Raw genomic sequence first — 18,555 nt, 5'->3', positions numbered from 1 at the left:
TGGTTACTGTGCACGCTGGAAAGGCGTGCACAGTAATGGTATCTTTTATTGGGGTATCGTATATGCGTTACGAATCATAATTTCTGTATACTTAAATTCTCCCTGCGGCTCCTCCCCATGAAACAACAGGCGGAAAAGTATCATAACAGGCTCGTAGCCCTGTACATAGGCGTCCTGCCCGATCAGCAGGCTGATGGCACCGTCCCTCAGGAATTCATAGTTCCGGCCCATGAAATCATTGGCTACAACCTTGATTTCTCCGGCTTTTCCGAGATCCTCCAGTACCTTGCACATGCCTTCTTCACCGTGGGAGTTCATAAAGATTCCTTTTAAATCTGGATTCTCCGTCAGGACTTTTTCTGTAAGCTGGCCGGCAATCGTATTATCTTCAAAGCAGTATTCCGGCCCCAGAAGCTCTACTTTTGGATACTTCTTTTCCATCTCCGACTGAAATCCCCGGACTCTGTCGCTCAGTGACGGGTTCGAACTGTATCCTGAAATCATGGCAACCTTTCCTTCCCCCGACACCAGCTCTCCCATCAGTCCGGCCGCGGCACGTCCACACTGGAACGCATTCTGTCCCACGAAACAGAGCCGCTTCGTATCCTTTACATCGGAATTGAATGTCACAATGGGGATCTGGTATTCCTCCACATATTCATCGATCTTCGACTTTACGTCTGCATCTTCCACAGGTGCAAGAGCGATGGCGCTCACCCCTTCTTCACGCATCTGCTCCATCGCCTCAAGAACACCTCTTGCGCTAATGTGCGGGATCTTCGTCAACAGCACGGTCCCTCCCAGATTATCGACCTCTGCCTTTGCCTGTTCAATTCCCTGTAGAACGGTCTGCATAAATGGTGTCTCCGCCCCCTGAAGGATCACACCAATCTTGAGATTCTGTTTACTCATAGAAAGAGCCCGGCCAAACTGATTCGGCCGATAGCCCATTTCCTTCGCGATTCTCTTTATCTCTTCCGCCACTTCCGGTTTAATACGCCCCCGGTTGTTAAGCGCACGGTCCACAGTCCCCCTCGATACGCCTGCGGCCTCCGCAATCTGCCGGATTGTAACTCCCATACTCTCACCTTTTTTCTATGTGCCCGGTACTCCCTGCAGCATCTGTCATGCCCCATGATACAAAACACGCCATATTTCTCCCATTATATAATTAACCGGGAAAATATGCAAGATATAACACCCGTATGACGGCTGTCCTATTCTTTTTACAGGCTCTCCTATAAACAGCCGCCTTCTCTGCTGACCGGCAGAAAAATAGCAGCGGTTGTCCCTTCCGGCCCGCTTTCATAACGGATACCGCCTTTATCCCCATAGTATAATTCCAGACGTTCTTTGATATTCGGGACCCCGATCGCACTCAGCCCGTTTGTTTTCTTCGCCCTGCTCTTAAGGAGGGTATCGATCTGTTTCTGTGTCATTCCCCTTCCGTTATCAATCACAGAAAGGGTCAGCGTTTCCCCATTAATCCTGCCCTGAATGCGGAGGTCACCTTTTTTCTCTTTCGTATCCATACCGTGCAGAATCGCATTTTCCACAAGGGGCTGGAGGATCAGGCGCGGCAGGTAACAGCCGAATGCCTCCTGTTCTACATCATAGGTTACGTCAAAGCTTCCCTGATAGCGGAATTCCTGAAGATGGATATAGTTATTTAAAATGTGCAGTTCATCGGCGACAGTAATGAATGTCCCCTTTTTATTAATACTCGCCTGCAAAAGCTCCACAAAGTCCCCGATCAGATCCCCGAGCTCTGTTTCCCCCTTAAGGAGGGCCGCATACTTGATGGAATTCAGTGTGTTATACATGAAATGCGGAGTAATCTGGTATTGAAGTGCCTCCAGTTCAGCATCCTTTTTCAACTGTTCTTCCTTGATCACCTGGGCGATCAGGTCTTCTATGTAATCCAGCATATGGTTAAATTCTTCCGAAAATTTACCGATCTCATCCTCAGTCTCCACGTCTACCCGGAGGCTTAAGTCCCCCCTGCCTACTTTTTCCACGGCGTCTGTCACCTTTTTAATAGGCCTGTACACAACTCTTGTAATGTAAGAGGCAAGTACACATGCGACTGCCAGAAAGAGAAGGCATACCCCGGCAAGGAAAATCTGCATCTGGCGCAGGTCCTTCAATACTTCACTCTTCTGTACCGCAAGATAAAAACTACAGTTTGAAAAAGGGGCACGATAAAAAATACGGATTTCTTTGTCCGAACCTGCAGACGCTATCCCATTCTGCACCGGAAACTGGTCTGCCTGCTCATATGTTGTCCCTGCCTCCCCGTAATCTTTGCTGCTCACGATCGTATTGTATTTATCTACAATGACAGCACCGGAGACTTTTTTATCATAAACCGGCTCCAGATAGGCATAGTAAAGGTTCCTCTCATCCGTATTGGCAAGCAGATATCCCAGAACCGTGCCATCATCATCCGGTACATCCTGCACGACGGTCAGCTGTTTTCCGGAATCATGCACCAGATCTTCCATCATGAGCGGAGCCGCCTCTTCTTCCTGAATTTCCTTTATTTTCTGAATTTCTGCGGACGGAATATCCCTTTTTATAATCGGATAATCTTCCGATGTGACTGCCATATTTTCTTCCGGGAAAATGTAATACAGAGAACTCAAATCCTTATACTGGGTACGGTAGTTTCTTAGAATTTCCGCAATCTCCTCCAGTGTGTCTGCATTCCTGTCCTTCCTATACCGGCGTATGGCAGCAGTCAGATCTTCATTTCTGGCCGCCTTAACGCTTACATAGTATACCTCCTGCATGGAATGATCCATTGAGGCTACAGTCTGCTCCACCCGCCCATAAAGGGTCTCGGCGTAATTTTCCTCGATCATTTTCGCCGACCGGAAATAGAACACAAGAGTCAGGAGGATGGCCGTTACCATCGTGACAGCGAGAATTGCAAGTAATACTTTGGTTTTAATACTTTTCCGCATAAGATCTCCTTTTTCAGGATTATAAATTCAGGTACGTCCCAAGAGAGGTACACTGTTTTCATTTCGTTAACACTAATTATATCATAAATACGATAAAGTAAAATAAAAAGATGTACCGCCAAAGCGGTACACCTCCACTATTTCGTTACTGTTCACAGGCAAGCCTGTAAACAGTAACGCGCCTGCTCATTTAAAATCGCCTGCGGCGAGGAGCAGGCTTATTGGCTACTTTACGTTCTTCCTCCCAGCCTATCAGCGTAGTGATAGGCTGGGGAGTGTTCAGTAACACTATTTCTTCCCTTGATTCTTTTTGATGCCTTTTAATAGTTAATCTTTACAATTCCGCCGTTTTTCCAGGCTTCTGTTGTTGCAAATCCGATTTGTGTAGATTTTGTTCCATCATATACGGTTACTTCCGGTTTTCTTCCTTCTCCTACGCAGTCGATAAACTCCTGCATCTCCAGCTGGTAGGACTCGGCAAATCTTTCCGGGAATCCGCTGACGCATTCTACAACTGCCCCGTTCTTGTCATAGATCATACAGAGGTTCTTCTCCGGAACCGGGCTGATTCTTAAGGAGCCTTCTGTACCAATAATTTCTGTTTCTACATGGTAACCATGTGCCGCGGTGCGGCCTACATGTACGAATCCCAGCGCACCGTTTTCACAGCGGTACATTGCAACGCCGGTCTCGTCATCCCCTGCCTCTTTAAATTCAGGATGCTTGAATGTCGCACCTGCAGCGTAAACTTCAACCGGGTCAGAGCCTAAGAACCATCTCATCAGGTCAATATCGTGGATCGCCATATCAATAAAGATTCCGCCGCTTGTAGCCGCAAACTTAATTGCCCCCTCTACCAGTGCCTCCGGATCGATTCCGGTTGCTTTTACCATATAAGGTGTGCCGATTGCACCTTCTTCAATTTTCTTCTTTGCGTAAGCATAGGAAGGGTCAAAACGGCGCATGAAGCCAAGGAAGAACGAAAGTTCCGGATGGCGCTCTACTGCTGCCTCTGCCAGTTTACATTCTTCTACCGTTACACCAAGCGGCTTGTCGGAAAATACGTGCTTTCCTGCATCAAGCGCTGCAGCGATCTGCCAGCAGTGTTCCCCGCTGGTTGTTACGATTGCAACCGCGTCAATGTCAGCTTTCTCCAGCATTTCCCGGTAATCTGTATATACATCTGTTACACCAAGCTCGCTTTTTGCATATTCAAGCTCCGCCGGAACGATAGAACATGCTGCTGTCAGTTCCGCATTTGGAATCTTAAATGCAATATTGTTGGCATGTACTTTTCCCAGTCTTCCTAAACCTGCAATTCCTACTTTTATTTTTTCCATGATTTTTTACCTCTTTCTTTTAAATATAATTATAAAGTTCTTATTTCCGGCAGTTTTCCACATAATTTATAATAAGATCCACAGCCTTCTCAGGACCGATCTGGCTCGTATTGATCATTAGATGATAGTTCTGCGGGTCCCCCCACTTCTGGCCTGTATAGTAATTGTAATAACGTTCACGGGTGCGGTTCTCTTTTTCCAGTTCCTTAAAAGTCTTGTTCCCGTACAGCTCTTTTGCTCTGTTTTTCCGGTATTCCTCGTCTGCATAGATGAAGAAGTTATAGCATTCCGGGAAATCTTTCAGCACTACATCGGCACATCTCCCGAGAAATACCGCGCTTTCTTTTTCGGCAATGTTTCGGATAGCTTTAGCCTGTTCACGGTACATTTTATTGTATGGAGGTATCGTCTCATATCCGAGTGAAGTGACACCGTCCATAAATGTTCTCTCTGGCATCTTATAAGACATATCCAGTATGGCGCTTATGTCCATTTCCCCTGCGTCCATCTTCTCAGCCGCCAGATACAGAATCTGTCTGTCATAACAGCGGACCTGCATTCTCTTTGCAAGCAGTTCAGCCACTTCCCTGCCGCCGCTTCCATACTGGCGGCTGATCGTAATCAATGTATGATCTTTCATCTTTACAGCTCCCCTCTTGATTCACGTTCAATTAACTCTTTCATGATTGACGGGTATGCTTTATCCAGCTTGTAGAGAGCAAGTGTAATAAATGCAACCAGCGCAATCAATACAGGCCCGAATTTGTAAATATTGACGATCATATTCAGCGCGGAATCCGGCTGGGCCGCACTTCCTGCGGATGTGCTGATATAACCTGCCGCGGATAACAGTCCGGTCATCGTTGCCGATGCGAGTCCTGCCCCAACCTTTGTTCCGATGGAACCGCCTGCAAATACAAGGCTTTCCTGTCTGATGTGTGTCTTCCACTGTCCGAATTCAACAACATCGCCAACCATTCCGAACACAACGGCATTCAGTGGTGCCAGCCCGATAGCACGTGTCAGGCAGCTCATTACCATCCATGCAAAACTGTATGGATTGAAGAAGAATATAAGCTGGCCTGCCAGGGCAATTAAGGAACCTGCCAATGCAATATTTCGTTTTCCGAACTTTTTGATCAGCGGTGTGCAGGCAAAGATACCGGCTACCAGAGTAAGTGTCTCTGTCAGGAACAATGCGCTGTACATCCATGTGTCATTGCCGAATATGTATTTACAGTAATATGGCAGGATTGTTCCTGAGATACCGAATGATACGCTCTGTACCATCCACAAAACAAGGACTGCCCAGAAGTACTGGTTTTTAAATAATGCAGAGAAGGATTTCCCAAGCGGAACCTTCGGCGCTTTCTGTTTTGCCTCGATTTTTACGGTTTCCTCACATCTGAAGAAGCAGACAAGCAGCAGGATCAACGCAAGTACCGCCCATATGGACATCGTTTTGATCCATGCAGCCTGATCATCCCCGAAAAGTTTTACGATTGGTAATGTACAGGTTGCTGCTATGATTTTCCCGATCGGGGAAAGTCCCATTCTCACAACACTTAACATATCTCTTTCGGATGATACACGGGTCATCATCGCTGAAAGACTTCCATAAGGAAGGTTGATTGCGGTATAGCAGACGGTTGTACAGAAGTTATATGTAACAAAAAGATAAACAAACTGTAAAACACCTGTTGTGTTCGGCACCGTAAAAAGCAGAACTGCCGACAACGCAAACGGTACGCTCATCCAGAGAATCCACGGTCTGGATTTGCCCCATTTGGAATTTGTCCGCTCCACGATCACACCCATGATCAGGTCAGACACACCATCAAATAATCTTGACAAGAGCATGACCATTCCGACCGTAGCCGGGTTGATTCCTACATAGTCCGTATAAAACAGGGTCAGCAGTGTGCCGACCATTCCGAATACCACGTTGCACGCCACATCACCGCTCGCATAAGAAAGCTTAATCCCCATTGACAGTTTTCCGTCGGGTAGTTTTTGTTCCGTTCCATTTTCCATTACTATATTTCCCTGCCTTTCTTAAATTGATCTCTCACATCTCTTTGATGATTTTATTCTACCTTTTTGACAGGAAAATCCTAGTAATCCAAATTTTAGTTTTTTAGTTTATTTTAAAGCTGTTTTTTAGAAGGGGGAAATATTTTTTGTATTCATGGTACAGTTTTTTGAACCGGCAGATTTAGAAATGGATATTTTTTTATATTTTGGTTCTTTTTTTTAGATTTTTCAAAAAAAGAGTACTGCTCCGGTTCCGGTCAGTACTCTTTTACATTTTTACGCGTCAGTATCTTAACATCCAGAATATCCTGCATGTCCTGTTCTTTTCCGTCCTTTTCTCTCATGATATAGGAAACCGCCTCGTATCCGATGTCACTGCCTGACTGTGCCCCGAGCACGGCGATCCTGCCATCCTCAACGGCACGCAGCGCATCCTCCTGGGCATCCACTGTCGCGATCACAATTCCTGTCCCTTTCGTCGCCTCAGTGATTCCCAGCGCAGTCACCGCACTTGTCGTCATGATCCCGTCCAAATCCGGATATTCCGCGAGAATCTCCTCCATCTCCTGTTCCGATACCCGTAGATTACTGTACCCGCTCCTGACTACCTCAATCCGGATATCAGGCTCTGTCTCCATATAATCCGTGAATCCCAGAACACGCTGTTTATGGGATGCCTGTTCCTGGCTCCCTGCAATCACTGCCACATTCCCCTGATGCCCCATTTTTTCCGCAAGAACCTTTGCCAGTTCGTATCCCACCATCTTATTATCTATCCCTATATATGGGACTGCCATATCCTCTATCGGCGTATCATAAGAAAAAACAGGAATCCTCTTCTCAGAAGCTGTCTGCACATAGTCCCTGTTGTCATAGGAATCTATGGGGGAAACAGCGAGTGCATCCACATCCATTTTTATCAAATCACGGATCATTTTTTTCTGGATGTCCTTGTCCGTTTCCGTATCAGGTGAAAGAATGACTACTTTTGCTCCGAGCGCATCCGCAGCCTCTTCCATCCCGGCACACACAGACATCCAGTATTCACTGTTTCTTGACTTCGTGACCACACCGATCACATAGTCCCCTTTCGCCTCCTGCTGCCCGGCCGGGGCACAGGATGCAAGAAGCATCGCCGCCAGAGCGATAAGCATGGATGAAATCTGGATTCTTTTTTTCATCTGAATACACTCCTTATACTATTTCATAAACTTATCGATCGCCTGGTTCAGCATCCTGATTGCCTCTTCGTCATTTTCTTCGACAGCCTCCACTATGCAGTGACTGATATGGTTCTTCAGGACAACCTTTCCGGTATTATTGATTGCGGACCGCACCGCCGCCAGTTGTATGAGCACCTCGCTGCAGTCCTCATCCTTCTCGACCATCCTCTTTACCGCTTCCATATGTCCGATTGCCTTTGAAATCCTGTTAATCACAGCCTTTTTTTCAGACGCGCTGTGGACATGGTGGTGCCCTGTTCCATGCGCATGGCTGTGCACATGTTCTGCCTCAGTGCCGTCATGAGTATGGCTGTGTTCTGTTCCATCATGTGTATGGACGTGCACATCTTTGATCTGCTCTGCCTTGTTGTTTTTCTTTTCCATCTGTCCCATTCTTTCTATATTTTATATAATTCCGGGGGCAAAACACATTCTGTCCCCAGATGCCGTAACATTTTCTGTCTACAGCATCTCCAACTCGTCTCTGTCCATAATCAGGTTATCTGTGAAGGGGTTCACTACAAGCCCATGAAGAACATGATTCTTCTTTATCAGGGAGAGTACTTCTTCTGCCCCCATCAAAACAGCGGACGGCACATTCCCCTCTTCTCTTTCCCATGCCTTTAGCTCATTCCAGTCCGTGAAAACCGGCTGGTATCCCTCACCATCAGGAGTGTTTAAGTATGGGAATTCCATGACACTGTTCTGTTGGACTATTCCCCTGGCACGTTCAGCATCAGTAAGTTCAAACTCTGCCATGACTAAAAACATGGCATTCCCCGCCAGTTCCCTGCGAATCAGCTCTGCTATATCCAAAACATCCGTATCAAACCGCCCGGCCAAAAGTCCCTTTAGCCTCGGATTTTCCACCGGCCCGTTCCCGGCCGTTACATTCGGCGCCACGCTGCTGATCACGCTGCCCGGCAGTACATCTTCTTCAGACGCATCCTTTGTCCAGAAACCGATCCTTGTGCCCGGCACTGCACTAAACGCCCTTTTGACCTCTTCGCCCAAAAATACTTTCAGTTTCCCTGCCCTGACCGCTTTCTGTGACCCGTCTGCCCCGAGAATCCATACTTTATCACCCACAGACATAGTATCGCCCTTTACAATTCCTGTGATGATGCAGCCCTCACCGTGGACCGAAAAAATGTCTTCCGCGAGCAGTGTGTACCTCCGGGCAGGTGGTTCCTGTCTGACTTCGACAGTATTTATTGTTTCCTTTTCCTTTTTTACCTTCTTATGCCTGACTCTAACCAGCCGTCTGCCCTTAATCAGCCGGATTCCTGCAAACACCATACCGCCTCCGGCGGTTGTAAAAAGGAGAAATATAAGCATCACGATCAATTCAACCCAGCTCATCCCCACGCTGGCGATCTCAACGGCTTCCGTAATCACACTTAAAAGCCCGGCCAGCGCTGCAGCGCCTCCTGCCAGAATCAATATCCCTCCGCATATTTTCTTTATCACTTTCATGCCGTATATTCTCCATCCCAAGTTTTCTGCGGCCCTGACCTACTGTCTGTCCGAATTATAAATAACGCTTTGGTCCGCATATTCTTCCAATTTCGCACGGACCTCGTCCTCACTCATACTGCTTTCCTTACTTACAGTAAAATCAGCCTTCCCATAATCAACAATACCTGCCTGCACTTCTATCTCCACCGCATTGCCGCTCTGCACAAACCGGCTGTCTTTCAGCGCCTGAAGAAACTCCAGAAACAGAGGGCTAAATTCCTCCAATGGGACATCCTTAAGCTGGATGACATTCGTATTTCCCAAAGAAGAAAGCTTCCGTATCAAACCACATTCTTTTGCACACATACTTACAGTCTCATACTCCAGATCATCCAGAATGTCGTCATATTCCATACTTGAAACAGCCCACGACAGGTAAAAGCTCTCTGGCACACCACGCTCTCCATCCGTTTCTGCAAGAAAATATTCTGTATCCTTATCCTCCACGGGCTGTAAAACATTTCCTCTGAACGCTGATGCATGGGATTCACTTACGGTGCATGATATCTGATATTTTTCTTCAATATACTCTTCTATCTTCTCAGGCGCACGAACCTCATTTATGCGGCTTTGCTTTGTATCCTCCCTGAAACCGTATGCAGTCGCGAAAATCGATATGCAGACAAATATAATCAGTCCAATCTTCTTGTCCCTTTGTTTACGCCTGTCTTCTTCATTCAGCAGCTTTTGCCCGTTAAGGACCAGTTTTAATCTTTTCTGGACTGCAAGTTCATCTGGCACTTCTTTTTCCAGAACTTCTCTGATCTGCATTCTGGTTCTCTTTTGGAAATTCAGCGTCCCGATTCTGTCTGTCAGTCTGAATAAGAAATACGGATTATGGACCGCTTCTAAAAATACCGGTTCCTGAAGATAACTGCACCATGCTTTGTGGGACTGCAGTCCACTCGTTTTAAGAAATGAATCCAGTTTATCCAGAGCAATCTCGACGAGAAAAGCATCGTATAAAGCACGGCGGATATTCTCTTGCTTTTCTTCCCTCGCATACTTTTCCGTCCATGTGCCAATTCTTTCGGCCTCCTGCCATATATGGCCGGAATCTTCTTCCTGAACAATATGGTTTGTCTCCGGCACTTCCTCTTTCACCGCGCCCCCGGTAAAATCAGCCATCACAAACTCATCCTGCACACTGCTTTCAGACTTCGCCATCTGTAATGCCGCCTCATATGCCTGGCGGATCTGCTGGAATTCCTCTGGGAAGTCTTCCGGATGGTATTTGGCCGCCTGCTTTGCGTAAGCTCTTTTTATCTTTCTGGTATCACTGGTTGGTTCGATCTCCAGCCGTGACCAGATTCCTGATCGTCCACTCATCTTAACTCGTCAAATGTCCTTTCCCCAGCCATGCATCCAGATCCGCATCCAGTTCGCCATCCGCTTCTTCCTGTTTTGCCTCCTCGTACCATCTGTCAGAAAATGACCGGAACTCTTCCTCCGTACGGAATATTGCCATACTGTCCTCTGCCGCATCCAGAGCGCGGGTAAAGTATTCCCTGCCCTTCTTAATCTTCAGGTCATTCTGGGTTTCCAAAAGAAACTGGAAATACTGCATCTGGTCCAGCAGAAATTCCCGCAGTCCCGGACCTGCCTGCGCGTACAATGACTCACATCTTGAGAGCAGATAGGCATTCTCCTCCCGTTCCCTCGGATGAATCTTTAATTTCTGCATTTCTTCCAAGGTCTCCTGAATCTGTGCCTGACTCATCCTGTTCTTCCTATCTATAATGACAAGGTGCCTCGTTTCATTTGTACTGAGGACTCTCGCATCTACCTCCAGAATTCCGTTGATATCATATGTAAAACGGACCTCTGCGGCTTCTTTCTCCGCAAGTGCAGGAGGCACCGGGACCTCGATTTCACCTAACAGGATGTTATCTTCCGCGACAGGCGCCTCTCCCTGATAAATCGCAAATCTCAGGATTTTCTGGAAATCCGAAATTGTCACATACTTCCGTGACCTGCTGACAGGCAGTGCGCTATTCCGCTCAATAATCGGGGACATCACCCCGTCCTTAATCTCCACTCCCAGAGTAAACGGACACACATCCGTCAGAAGCATGTCCCTGATCTCTGCTTTCCGTTCCTTAATTCCTGCATATGTACCGGTGCCCAGTGCAACAATGGTGTCCGGCGATCCTAAGAAAACAGCCTCCTTCTTTAAGAAATGCTGCAGATACAATCTTACCGCCGGCATGTTGCAGGAACCGCCTACAAGGATGATCCTGTTTATGTCTTCCCATTTCAGTTCTGCCCCGAGAACCGCCTGTTTTAAGGGTTCTATCAGCCTTTTGAAGATTCCCGCCGATGCCTGGATCATTTTCTCCGTATCAAAAAATAATGTACGTGTCTCACCGCCGTAATGAACAGTCATCTCCGCCTGTTCCGCATCTGACAGCGCGATCTTACAGGCTTCTGCACTCTTCAGGACTGCGGCCTGCTCTGAAAGAGAAAGTTTTTTTAACTCCATTCCCTGCTCTCTGCAGAAATACTCAGCCATAGCCCGGTCAAAATCACAGCCCCCCAGATGGTTATCCCCGCTGACAGAAACGACATTTATAATATTGTCAAAACAGTCTACCACAGATACATCCAGAGTCCCCCCGCCAAAATCGAAGACAAGCTCGACCGTCTCTTCCTCTGGATACAAATGCTGACAGGCCAGCGCCGCGGCAGACGGTTCATTAATAATCCGCTTCACGACAAGACCTGCCAGTTCTCCTGCACGCTTTGTTGCATCCCTCTGGGCATTATTAAAATAAGCCGGCACACTTACTACCGCCTCCGTTACTGTTTCCTTAAGATAATTCTCCGCGTCTTCCCTTAACTTTCTGAGCACAAAAGAAGAAAGCTCTTCCGGGGTATAGCTCTTTTGCCCCAGCTTGTAAACCTTCTCCGTCCCCATAAACCGCTTAAATACACAGGCCGTGCACTCAGGATGTGAGATCAGCCGTTCCTTCGCAGTCTTCCCGACAAACACAGTCCCTGCTACATCGACACTCACCACACTCGGTGTTAACACCTCCCCGAATGCATTTGGAATCAGTTCACTGCACCCGTTCCTCCAGACAGCCGCCAGACTGTTCGTTGTCCCCAGATCAATTCCAATCACTGCCATGCGCCGCGCCCTCCTCTAATCAACTAACTATATCTTAGCAAATTTTCGGGGCTATTACTACGACTTTTTTTAATCTCCGGTTCCTGTGCCATTACGATTCGCAGGGCCGGTTCTCAGCCATCCAGCCTGATCTCACTGCTGCACACTTTCTCTAACAGCGGCTGGTTATGGCTGACCGCTATCAGGCCAATCTTTCTCTCTGTCACTTCCCTGAGCAGGAAATTCCAGATCTGGCTCTGGGTAATCAGGTCCAGCATCGTGCTGATCTCATCTGCCAGCAGGAATTTTGTCCTTCTCCCCAGCGCGCGCGCCAGACAGAACCGCTGTAGTTCCCCGCCGGAAAGCTCTGCCGGAAAGCGGTTCATCCAGTCCTCTTCTATCCCCAGTTCCACTAAGATTCTTTCCTCTACCTCGTCGCCCTCCCGGATTACTTCCTTCATCCGAAGCCGCGGGTTGACCGCCAGCTCAGGCTGCTGCCAGACCATCTGTACCGGGCAGTATCCTTTATATGAAGAAACAGGCCTGCCATCAAGCAGGATCTCTCCCTGATCGGGCGTTAAATACCCAGAAAGCAGTTTGCACAATGTCGTTTTTCCATACCCGCTGGGGGCGATCAGCCCGACTCTCTGCGAATCCTCCACAGTCATACTGAAATTATCCAGTATTTTTCTGCCATCTTTTTTATATTGATAAGATACATTTTTTAGCTCTAATTTCATCTTATACTCCTATGTCGCATATAAACATCTGACCCGGCCGCCACGTAAACTACGGTACGGGATATCGCTCCGGCACTCCTGTGTACACATACCGCACCTTGGTGAGAAGGGACATCCTTCCGGCATTTCCTTGACATACGGCTGTACGCCTTCTATAAACTGAAAGCCATGCTGCGGCAGCGCCCGCCAGAGTGCCTTTGTATACGGATGCCGCAGGGTCTCTTCCCTGATAAAATCTTTACTCGCGGCTTCTTCCACGGTACAGCCCGCATAAAATACGACCACCCGGTCCGCAGTTTCCAGTGCCAGCTCCAGATCGTGGGTAATCACCAGAACCCCCGCCCCCAAATCGGCAAGTTCCCGGAAGTGCCCCATCGCCCGTTTTGCCACTTTCAGATCCAGTCCCGGCGTCGGCTCGTCTGCAATCACAAGCTTCGGCTCCTCGATCAACGCCGTCGAAATCAGGATTCTCCGGTTCATGCCTCCTGATAGTTCAAACGGGTAAAGGTCCTCCACTTCTTCTTTCAAATCATATCTGCGGAAAATGTTCTTCAATTTTTCAACCGTCTTCTGATCGTTTCTTCCTTTTCGGATCTGCTTTCCTATTTTAACAAGCGGGTCCAGATAGGACAGGCTCTGTGGTACCATCACAATCTCACTGCCGCGCAGTTTTTCAATGCGCTCCTGCGTCAGTTCACTGCCCCTGTAAGTCATCCTTCCGCCTCTGGCTGCGTTGTAAGGAAGAATGCCGAGTACCGCATGGGCCAGCAGACTTTTTCCCGAACCGCTCGAACCGACCACGGCCACCATCTCCCCCGCGTTGACTTCCACATCCAGATCACGAATTACATCGAGCTGCGACTGGCGCATACCGTTAGTATACTGTAAAAAAGAGATGTTCAGGTGTTCAATTTTCAGGACCGGCTCCTCCATGAACCTTCCTCCTTCCGTTAGGTACAAGATTGCACCTTTCTTCTTTAATTTAAGTTACCGTGCACGCCCGGAGGGGGTGCACAGTAACTTATTTATGTACACTGCCCGGGTCTGTCAGTTTCCGCAGGTTTTCCCCTGCCACATAGAACAGTACAACGACGAGAACAAGCGCAGTCCCAGGAAATAAAGCAAGCCACCATTTCCCGGTTACAAGATATTTCATAGATTCTGATAAAATGATGCCGATTGCAGGCTGTTCTGAGGAGAGCCCGAATCCCAGAAAAGTGACGCTCGACTCATGCAGGATAGCATGTGGAAAAAGTAGCACCAGACCGGTCAGGAACTGGGGCATCAGGTGCGGGAGCATATGCTTTCCTGCAATATACCACCGGCTCTTTCCCAGTTTTCCTGCAATCTGGATGTAAGGACTTTCCTTTAACTGCATCACTTCCGCCCTGATCAGACGCGCAAGAGACGGCCAGTGGGTCAGTGCCACGCCCCATGCCACACCGCGGAAGCCTTTTCCCAGTGCCACGGAAATCAGGATCAAAAGTAAAATATGGGGAATCCCCATCAACAGGTCAATGACAAAGGAGATTACGGCATCCACCGTTTTCCCCAGCGTTGCAGCCGCAATTCCCAGAGCCAGAGCGATAAAAGCGCTCACTGCCGCCGCTGCCATCCCCAGCAAAACGCTTAAGGAAATTCCCTTCAGTGTCCGCACAAGCATATCTCTTCCGAGCCAGTCTGTCCCGAAAGGATACCTAAGGCATGGTTCCAGATTCTTTCTGGAAAAATCCGTCACTCTCGCCGCATCGCCGCAGAATGCCCCGCCAATGCATACTGTCAGAAGGATGACCGCGCTGACTATCAGGCCGAGCAGAACTCTCTGTCTCCCGTTTAGATGTCTCATCATGCTGCCCCTCCTTTTCTGATCCTCGGGTCAACGATGCCGTAAAGAATGTCCGCAATCATATTTCCGCCGAATACAAACAGTGCACTGATGATCGTGATCGCCATCAGAAGCGGCATATCACTGCCGAGCCCCGCAGATACCGCCGCCTGCCCCAGTCCCGGATAGGAGAATACCTGTTCCACCAGCACCGAGCCCCCGAAGATTTCACTGACCGCTGCAAAATGAAGCGTAATTGCGGGGAGCAGTGCATTGCGCAATCCATGATGCCAAAACAAAACCAGGCCCTTTTCCCCTCTCGCCCGTGCAAAGAGTACATATTCACTTTCCATGATCCCGATCATTTTTTCTCTTGTGTGCAGGGCAATGTTAGACACTCCGGTGATACTGAGTGTCAGTGCGGGAAGGACTGCATGGTACACCCGGTCGAAAAATGTGACTCCCGCGGCTTCCACCCCGATCGGAACACTTAAACCGACTGGCAGGATTTTCAGCCAGACACCAAACACCATCAAAAGCAGCAGTGCCAGCCAGAACGTGGGGGTGCTGGATATGAGAAGGCAGTATCCCTTCACAAGCCTGTCGATCCATCTTCCACGGTTCATCCCCGATATGACTCCGAGGAAAAAGCCCAGAATCCCGGACAGAATCCAAGCAGTAACCATAAGAAACAGCGAATTCGCCAGTTTTACTGCAATCACATCTGCCACTGGCTGGCGGTACAGCAGGGAAGTTCCCATGTCTCCTCTGATGAAATCCGCTGCCCATGAAACATATTGTTTCACAGGTGATTCCCCTACACCCCAGTATTCTTCCAGCTTTTCTACCTGTTCGTGGCTCATGCTTCCCAGCGCCGCCTGTCCCACATTTGCCTGCAGAGGGTCAATGGGAGACGCTTTCATCAATATAAAAGTAAGCATGCTCGTCGTAAGAACCAGAAGGACCATACGAATGACCTTATTTCTGATTTGTATTCCCAGTCGTTTCTCCATTCTTTCCCCCTAATGAACCAGAAACAGGACGCGGCTTTTCTGCCTGCGTCCCTTCTGTTTTATCTTTGCACCTACGGATAATGCGCCTTATATAGTCCGCCCTTATTCCCATGACCACTGATCCACATTATTCACGATAGACCAGCCGTGCCCGTGGGGATGTATTTTCTGGTCAGCCACCTTAAGGCCGTCCTTTACGAAATACAGGTGGTCGATATTGCACAGCCAGATCCACGGGATATCTCCGTCCTGTGTAATCCCCGTTGTCCCGTCCCACTGTGCCTTCTGCCAGAGCTCATAGGATTCCTCAAGTGACCCTGACGCAAGTGCCTCGTCCATATAACGGTCAACTGTCTCGTTTGCATAAGGGGAATACTCCGCCTGACCGATCCCTGTACCTGAGAGTGTGTGGTAAATATTGTAAAGCTCCATCGGCGTATGCGCGCCCCATCCCCATACAAGAGGTTCTGACTGCGCACGGTCATAGGCCGTGTCCCATCCCACACCTTCGGTCGTAACTTCGATCCCGATTTCCTTCAGCTGATTGGATACGTCTTCCGCCAGCGCCTGACGGACAGAGTCCCCGTTACTAAACATCAGTGTAAAGGCCGCCTTTATACCGTCCTTTTCCCGGATACCGTCATGCCCTTCCTTCCAGCCGGCTTCATCCAGAAGCCTTTTTGCTTCGTCAGAATCATATGTTACTTCGCTGTCACCATTGTACCACGGCATCTTGTCGCACACACTGTAAGCTTTCGTTCCGTATCCATTCAGAACATTTTCAATCATCTCATCGCGGTCAATTCCAATATTAATTGCCCGCCTTACATTTACATCCGCCGTAAATGCATTTCCATAAGCAATCCCGTCTTTCTCCTGTGGTTCTGCAACAGGAAGATTAAAACCTCTGTTATCCACAGTCTGCACGGCAAGCAGATGATAGCCGTCTACTGACTGGTCACTGTAGGAAGCAGCCGTGTGGGCCACATCCACCTGTCCCGCCATCGCTGCCGCAAGTGCCGCATCCTCCTCCATGAACAGGACTGTCACCTTTTTCATCTCGGGGGCCTCCCCATAATAATCCGGGTTTGCCTCAAAGATAACCTGCTGCCCTTTGTCCCACTGCTTCATAATGTAGCGTCCGGAACCAACCGGATTCTGTCCGTAATTCTCATCATAGGCGTGTTCCGGCACAATTCCCACGATCGCCATTGTATAGGGCCAGATGGAATACGGTTTTGTCATTTTAAACTCTACCGTAGTATCGTCCACAGCCACAGCCCGGTCCAGCATCGTGAAGTCGTTCACAGAACTCTTCTCCTTACAGTTATTATATGTAAAAGCAACATCCTCTGCCGTCAGCTTTTCTCCGTCAGTAAACTTCACATCATCCCGTATGGTGACAGTCCATGTCAGGCCGTCCTCGCTTACAGAATAATCCACTGCAAGATCTTTCTCTATCTTCAGATCTTTCGTAGTCGTGGTCAGAGTGCTCTGGATCAAAGGCTCATGCACATGCTCCCCGGCTCCCCACCCATACGCAGGGTCAAAGCCGGATTCCGGCTCCGAAGTCGTCGGCATAGTCACAATGACAGAATCTTTATTATCTTTATCCGCAGCCTGTTTTTCTTCACTGCTTTTTCCGGAACACCCCGTCAAAAGTCCCGCCAGAAGGCCGGCGGCACACAATATACTGATCACTTTTCTTCCCATATTTTCCCCCTGTATCGCATTTTTTTCAGTATATCATTGTGATTTTTATGACACAACCCCCGGTGGGGGATAGAAGCAAGTGCAATTCCCCAGAAAAAAGAAGCCTCCACACGCAGTGTCAGCTTCTTTCCCTCCGGCAGTCCTACTGTTTCAGCTAATCGCCGGATATCATCTATGCAACTACAATCTGATACGTTTTCGTAAATGTTCCCATTCCTTCTAACTTGTTAATTCCGGGTTTTTCGGATATGTCCCCCTCAAATCCACGGTTGTCGCATCTTCCGGCCCAAGGTTCCAGGCATACGAAAGGAGCATCTTTGACAGACCAGATTCCAAAATTCGGGAATCCCTCACACTTCATGCCTACATAAGGCGTTCCGTCCTTTCTGCAGATCCATACTTCCTCTATCTGCCCGTCATCGAAGATCAGTGCATCATTCTCAAACAGTTGTTCAGACAACGGATATTTGGCATCCTGAAGCTCCATTTCGAAAGTCTCATCCACGTTTGCCGTGCCTGAATTAGGATCAATCAGAATATACTGCAGGCTTTCTTTTCCCGGGAAATGCAGGCAGTAATCGTCCTTCTTCCCCTCCTGTTCTGCAAAACGAAATGCCGGGTGTCCGCCAATGGTGAAATAGATCGTCTCATCGGAAGGATTTCTTACCTTCCATTTTACTTCGACTGTCTTTTCCGTCAGAGTATAGGAAATATAAAGTTCAAAGTCAAACGGGTACACTTCCATCGTCTCCTCATTCGAATGCAGGAGAAATTCGGCCCTGTCTTTCTTACAGACCGTACATGTGAAAGTATTATCTCTTGCGAACCCGTGCTGAGAAGTCGGATACTGGGTTCCCTGGATACGCACGGTATTATGGTAAGTCTTTCCTACATTTGGAAATAAGACAGGTGAATGCCGTTTCCAGTAAACGGGATTACCCTCCCACAGCACGTCCGTCTCCTTTTGTTTGTCATAAATTCTTGTGAGTTCGGCGCCTTCCTCCGAAATCTCTACACAAAGATATTCATTTTCCAGTTTCATATCCAGTTCCTCCATTCTCATTCATTTCATCA

The 18,555-nt window shown here is 48.3% G+C and carries 16 protein-coding genes; all 16 read right to left on the bottom strand.

Annotated elements, in window-relative coordinates:
- Positions 1 to 45: 45 nt before the first annotated feature.
- The 16 genes from A8806_RS04780 to A8806_RS04705 all read right to left on the bottom strand — a co-directional run bounded on the left by A8806_RS04780 (position 46) and on the right by A8806_RS04705 (position 18,523).
- Complete coding sequence (locus A8806_RS04780; protein WP_109730041.1) at positions 46 to 1,080, bottom strand: LacI family DNA-binding transcriptional regulator; 1,035 nt, start codon at positions 1,078 to 1,080, stop codon at positions 46 to 48.
- Between the two features lie 158 nt (positions 1,081 to 1,238).
- Positions 1,239 to 2,966: a cache domain-containing sensor histidine kinase gene (locus A8806_RS04775; protein WP_109730040.1), complete on the bottom strand. Its 1,728-nt coding sequence runs from the start codon at positions 2,964 to 2,966 to the stop codon at positions 1,239 to 1,241.
- A 320-nt stretch (positions 2,967 to 3,286) separates the two neighbouring features.
- Positions 3,287 to 4,306 (bottom strand): Gfo/Idh/MocA family protein, encoded by a 1,020-nt coding sequence (locus tag A8806_RS04770; protein ID WP_109730039.1) that lies wholly within the window; start codon positions 4,304 to 4,306, stop codon positions 3,287 to 3,289.
- Between the two features lie 40 nt (positions 4,307 to 4,346).
- On the bottom strand, positions 4,347 to 4,946 hold the full coding sequence (locus A8806_RS04765) for a cytidylate kinase-like family protein (RefSeq protein ID WP_109730038.1): 600 nt from the start codon (positions 4,944 to 4,946) through the stop codon (positions 4,347 to 4,349).
- Positions 4,947 to 4,948: 2 nt separating this feature from the next.
- Entirely contained in the window at positions 4,949 to 6,340 is a 1,392-nt protein-coding gene (locus A8806_RS04760; protein ID WP_109730037.1) for an MFS transporter, read from the bottom strand.
- 257 nt (positions 6,341 to 6,597) lie between these two features.
- Positions 6,598 to 7,521 carry a substrate-binding domain-containing protein gene (locus tag A8806_RS04755; protein WP_242995952.1) on the bottom strand — a complete coding sequence of 308 codons (924 nt, stop codon included), beginning with the start codon at positions 7,519 to 7,521 and terminating at the stop codon, positions 6,598 to 6,600.
- An 18-nt stretch (positions 7,522 to 7,539) separates the two neighbouring features.
- A complete protein-coding gene (locus tag A8806_RS04750) occupies positions 7,540 to 7,947 on the bottom strand; it encodes a metal-sensing transcriptional repressor (protein WP_109730036.1) in 408 nt (135 codons plus the stop codon).
- A 78-nt stretch (positions 7,948 to 8,025) separates the two neighbouring features.
- The gene (locus A8806_RS04745; protein WP_109730035.1) at positions 8,026 to 9,039 is read right to left on the bottom strand and encodes an SseB family protein; all 1,014 of its coding nucleotides are present in this window, start codon (positions 9,037 to 9,039) and stop codon (positions 8,026 to 8,028) included.
- A gap of 39 nt (positions 9,040 to 9,078) precedes the next feature.
- Positions 9,079 to 10,410 carry a J domain-containing protein gene (locus A8806_RS04740; protein ID WP_109730034.1) on the bottom strand — a complete coding sequence of 444 codons (1,332 nt, stop codon included), beginning with the start codon at positions 10,408 to 10,410 and terminating at the stop codon, positions 9,079 to 9,081.
- A 1-nt stretch (position 10,411) separates the two neighbouring features.
- Positions 10,412 to 12,211 carry an Hsp70 family protein gene (locus tag A8806_RS04735; RefSeq protein WP_109730033.1) on the bottom strand — a complete coding sequence of 600 codons (1,800 nt, stop codon included), beginning with the start codon at positions 12,209 to 12,211 and terminating at the stop codon, positions 10,412 to 10,414.
- A 113-nt stretch (positions 12,212 to 12,324) separates the two neighbouring features.
- Positions 12,325 to 12,930 (bottom strand): ABC transporter ATP-binding protein, encoded by a 606-nt coding sequence (locus A8806_RS04730; protein WP_109730032.1) that lies wholly within the window; start codon positions 12,928 to 12,930, stop codon positions 12,325 to 12,327.
- 9 nt (positions 12,931 to 12,939) lie between these two features.
- Positions 12,940 to 13,863: an ABC transporter ATP-binding protein gene (locus tag A8806_RS04725; RefSeq protein ID WP_109730031.1), complete on the bottom strand. Its 924-nt coding sequence runs from the start codon at positions 13,861 to 13,863 to the stop codon at positions 12,940 to 12,942.
- An 88-nt stretch (positions 13,864 to 13,951) separates the two neighbouring features.
- Complete coding sequence (locus A8806_RS04720) at positions 13,952 to 14,779, bottom strand: ABC transporter permease (RefSeq protein WP_330405250.1); 828 nt, start codon at positions 14,777 to 14,779, stop codon at positions 13,952 to 13,954.
- Positions 14,776 to 15,768 carry an ABC transporter permease gene (locus A8806_RS04715; protein ID WP_109730030.1) on the bottom strand — a complete coding sequence of 331 codons (993 nt, stop codon included), beginning with the start codon at positions 15,766 to 15,768 and terminating at the stop codon, positions 14,776 to 14,778. The genes A8806_RS04720 and A8806_RS04715 overlap by 4 nt, the downstream gene beginning before the upstream one ends.
- Before the next feature lie 102 nt (positions 15,769 to 15,870).
- On the bottom strand, positions 15,871 to 17,481 hold the full coding sequence (locus A8806_RS04710) for an ABC transporter substrate-binding protein (RefSeq protein WP_109730029.1): 1,611 nt from the start codon (positions 17,479 to 17,481) through the stop codon (positions 15,871 to 15,873).
- A gap of 172 nt (positions 17,482 to 17,653) precedes the next feature.
- Complete coding sequence (locus A8806_RS04705; protein ID WP_109730028.1) at positions 17,654 to 18,523, bottom strand: aldose 1-epimerase family protein; 870 nt, start codon at positions 18,521 to 18,523, stop codon at positions 17,654 to 17,656.
- Between the last annotated feature and the right edge of the window lie 32 nt (positions 18,524 to 18,555).

The organism is Faecalicatena orotica (genome assembly GCF_003149245.1).
GTDB lineage: Bacteria > Bacillota > Clostridia > Lachnospirales > Lachnospiraceae > Faecalicatena_A > Faecalicatena_A orotica.
The sequence above is the reverse complement of the archived record's forward strand: the minus strand, read 5'-3'. Positions and strand labels throughout refer to the sequence as shown.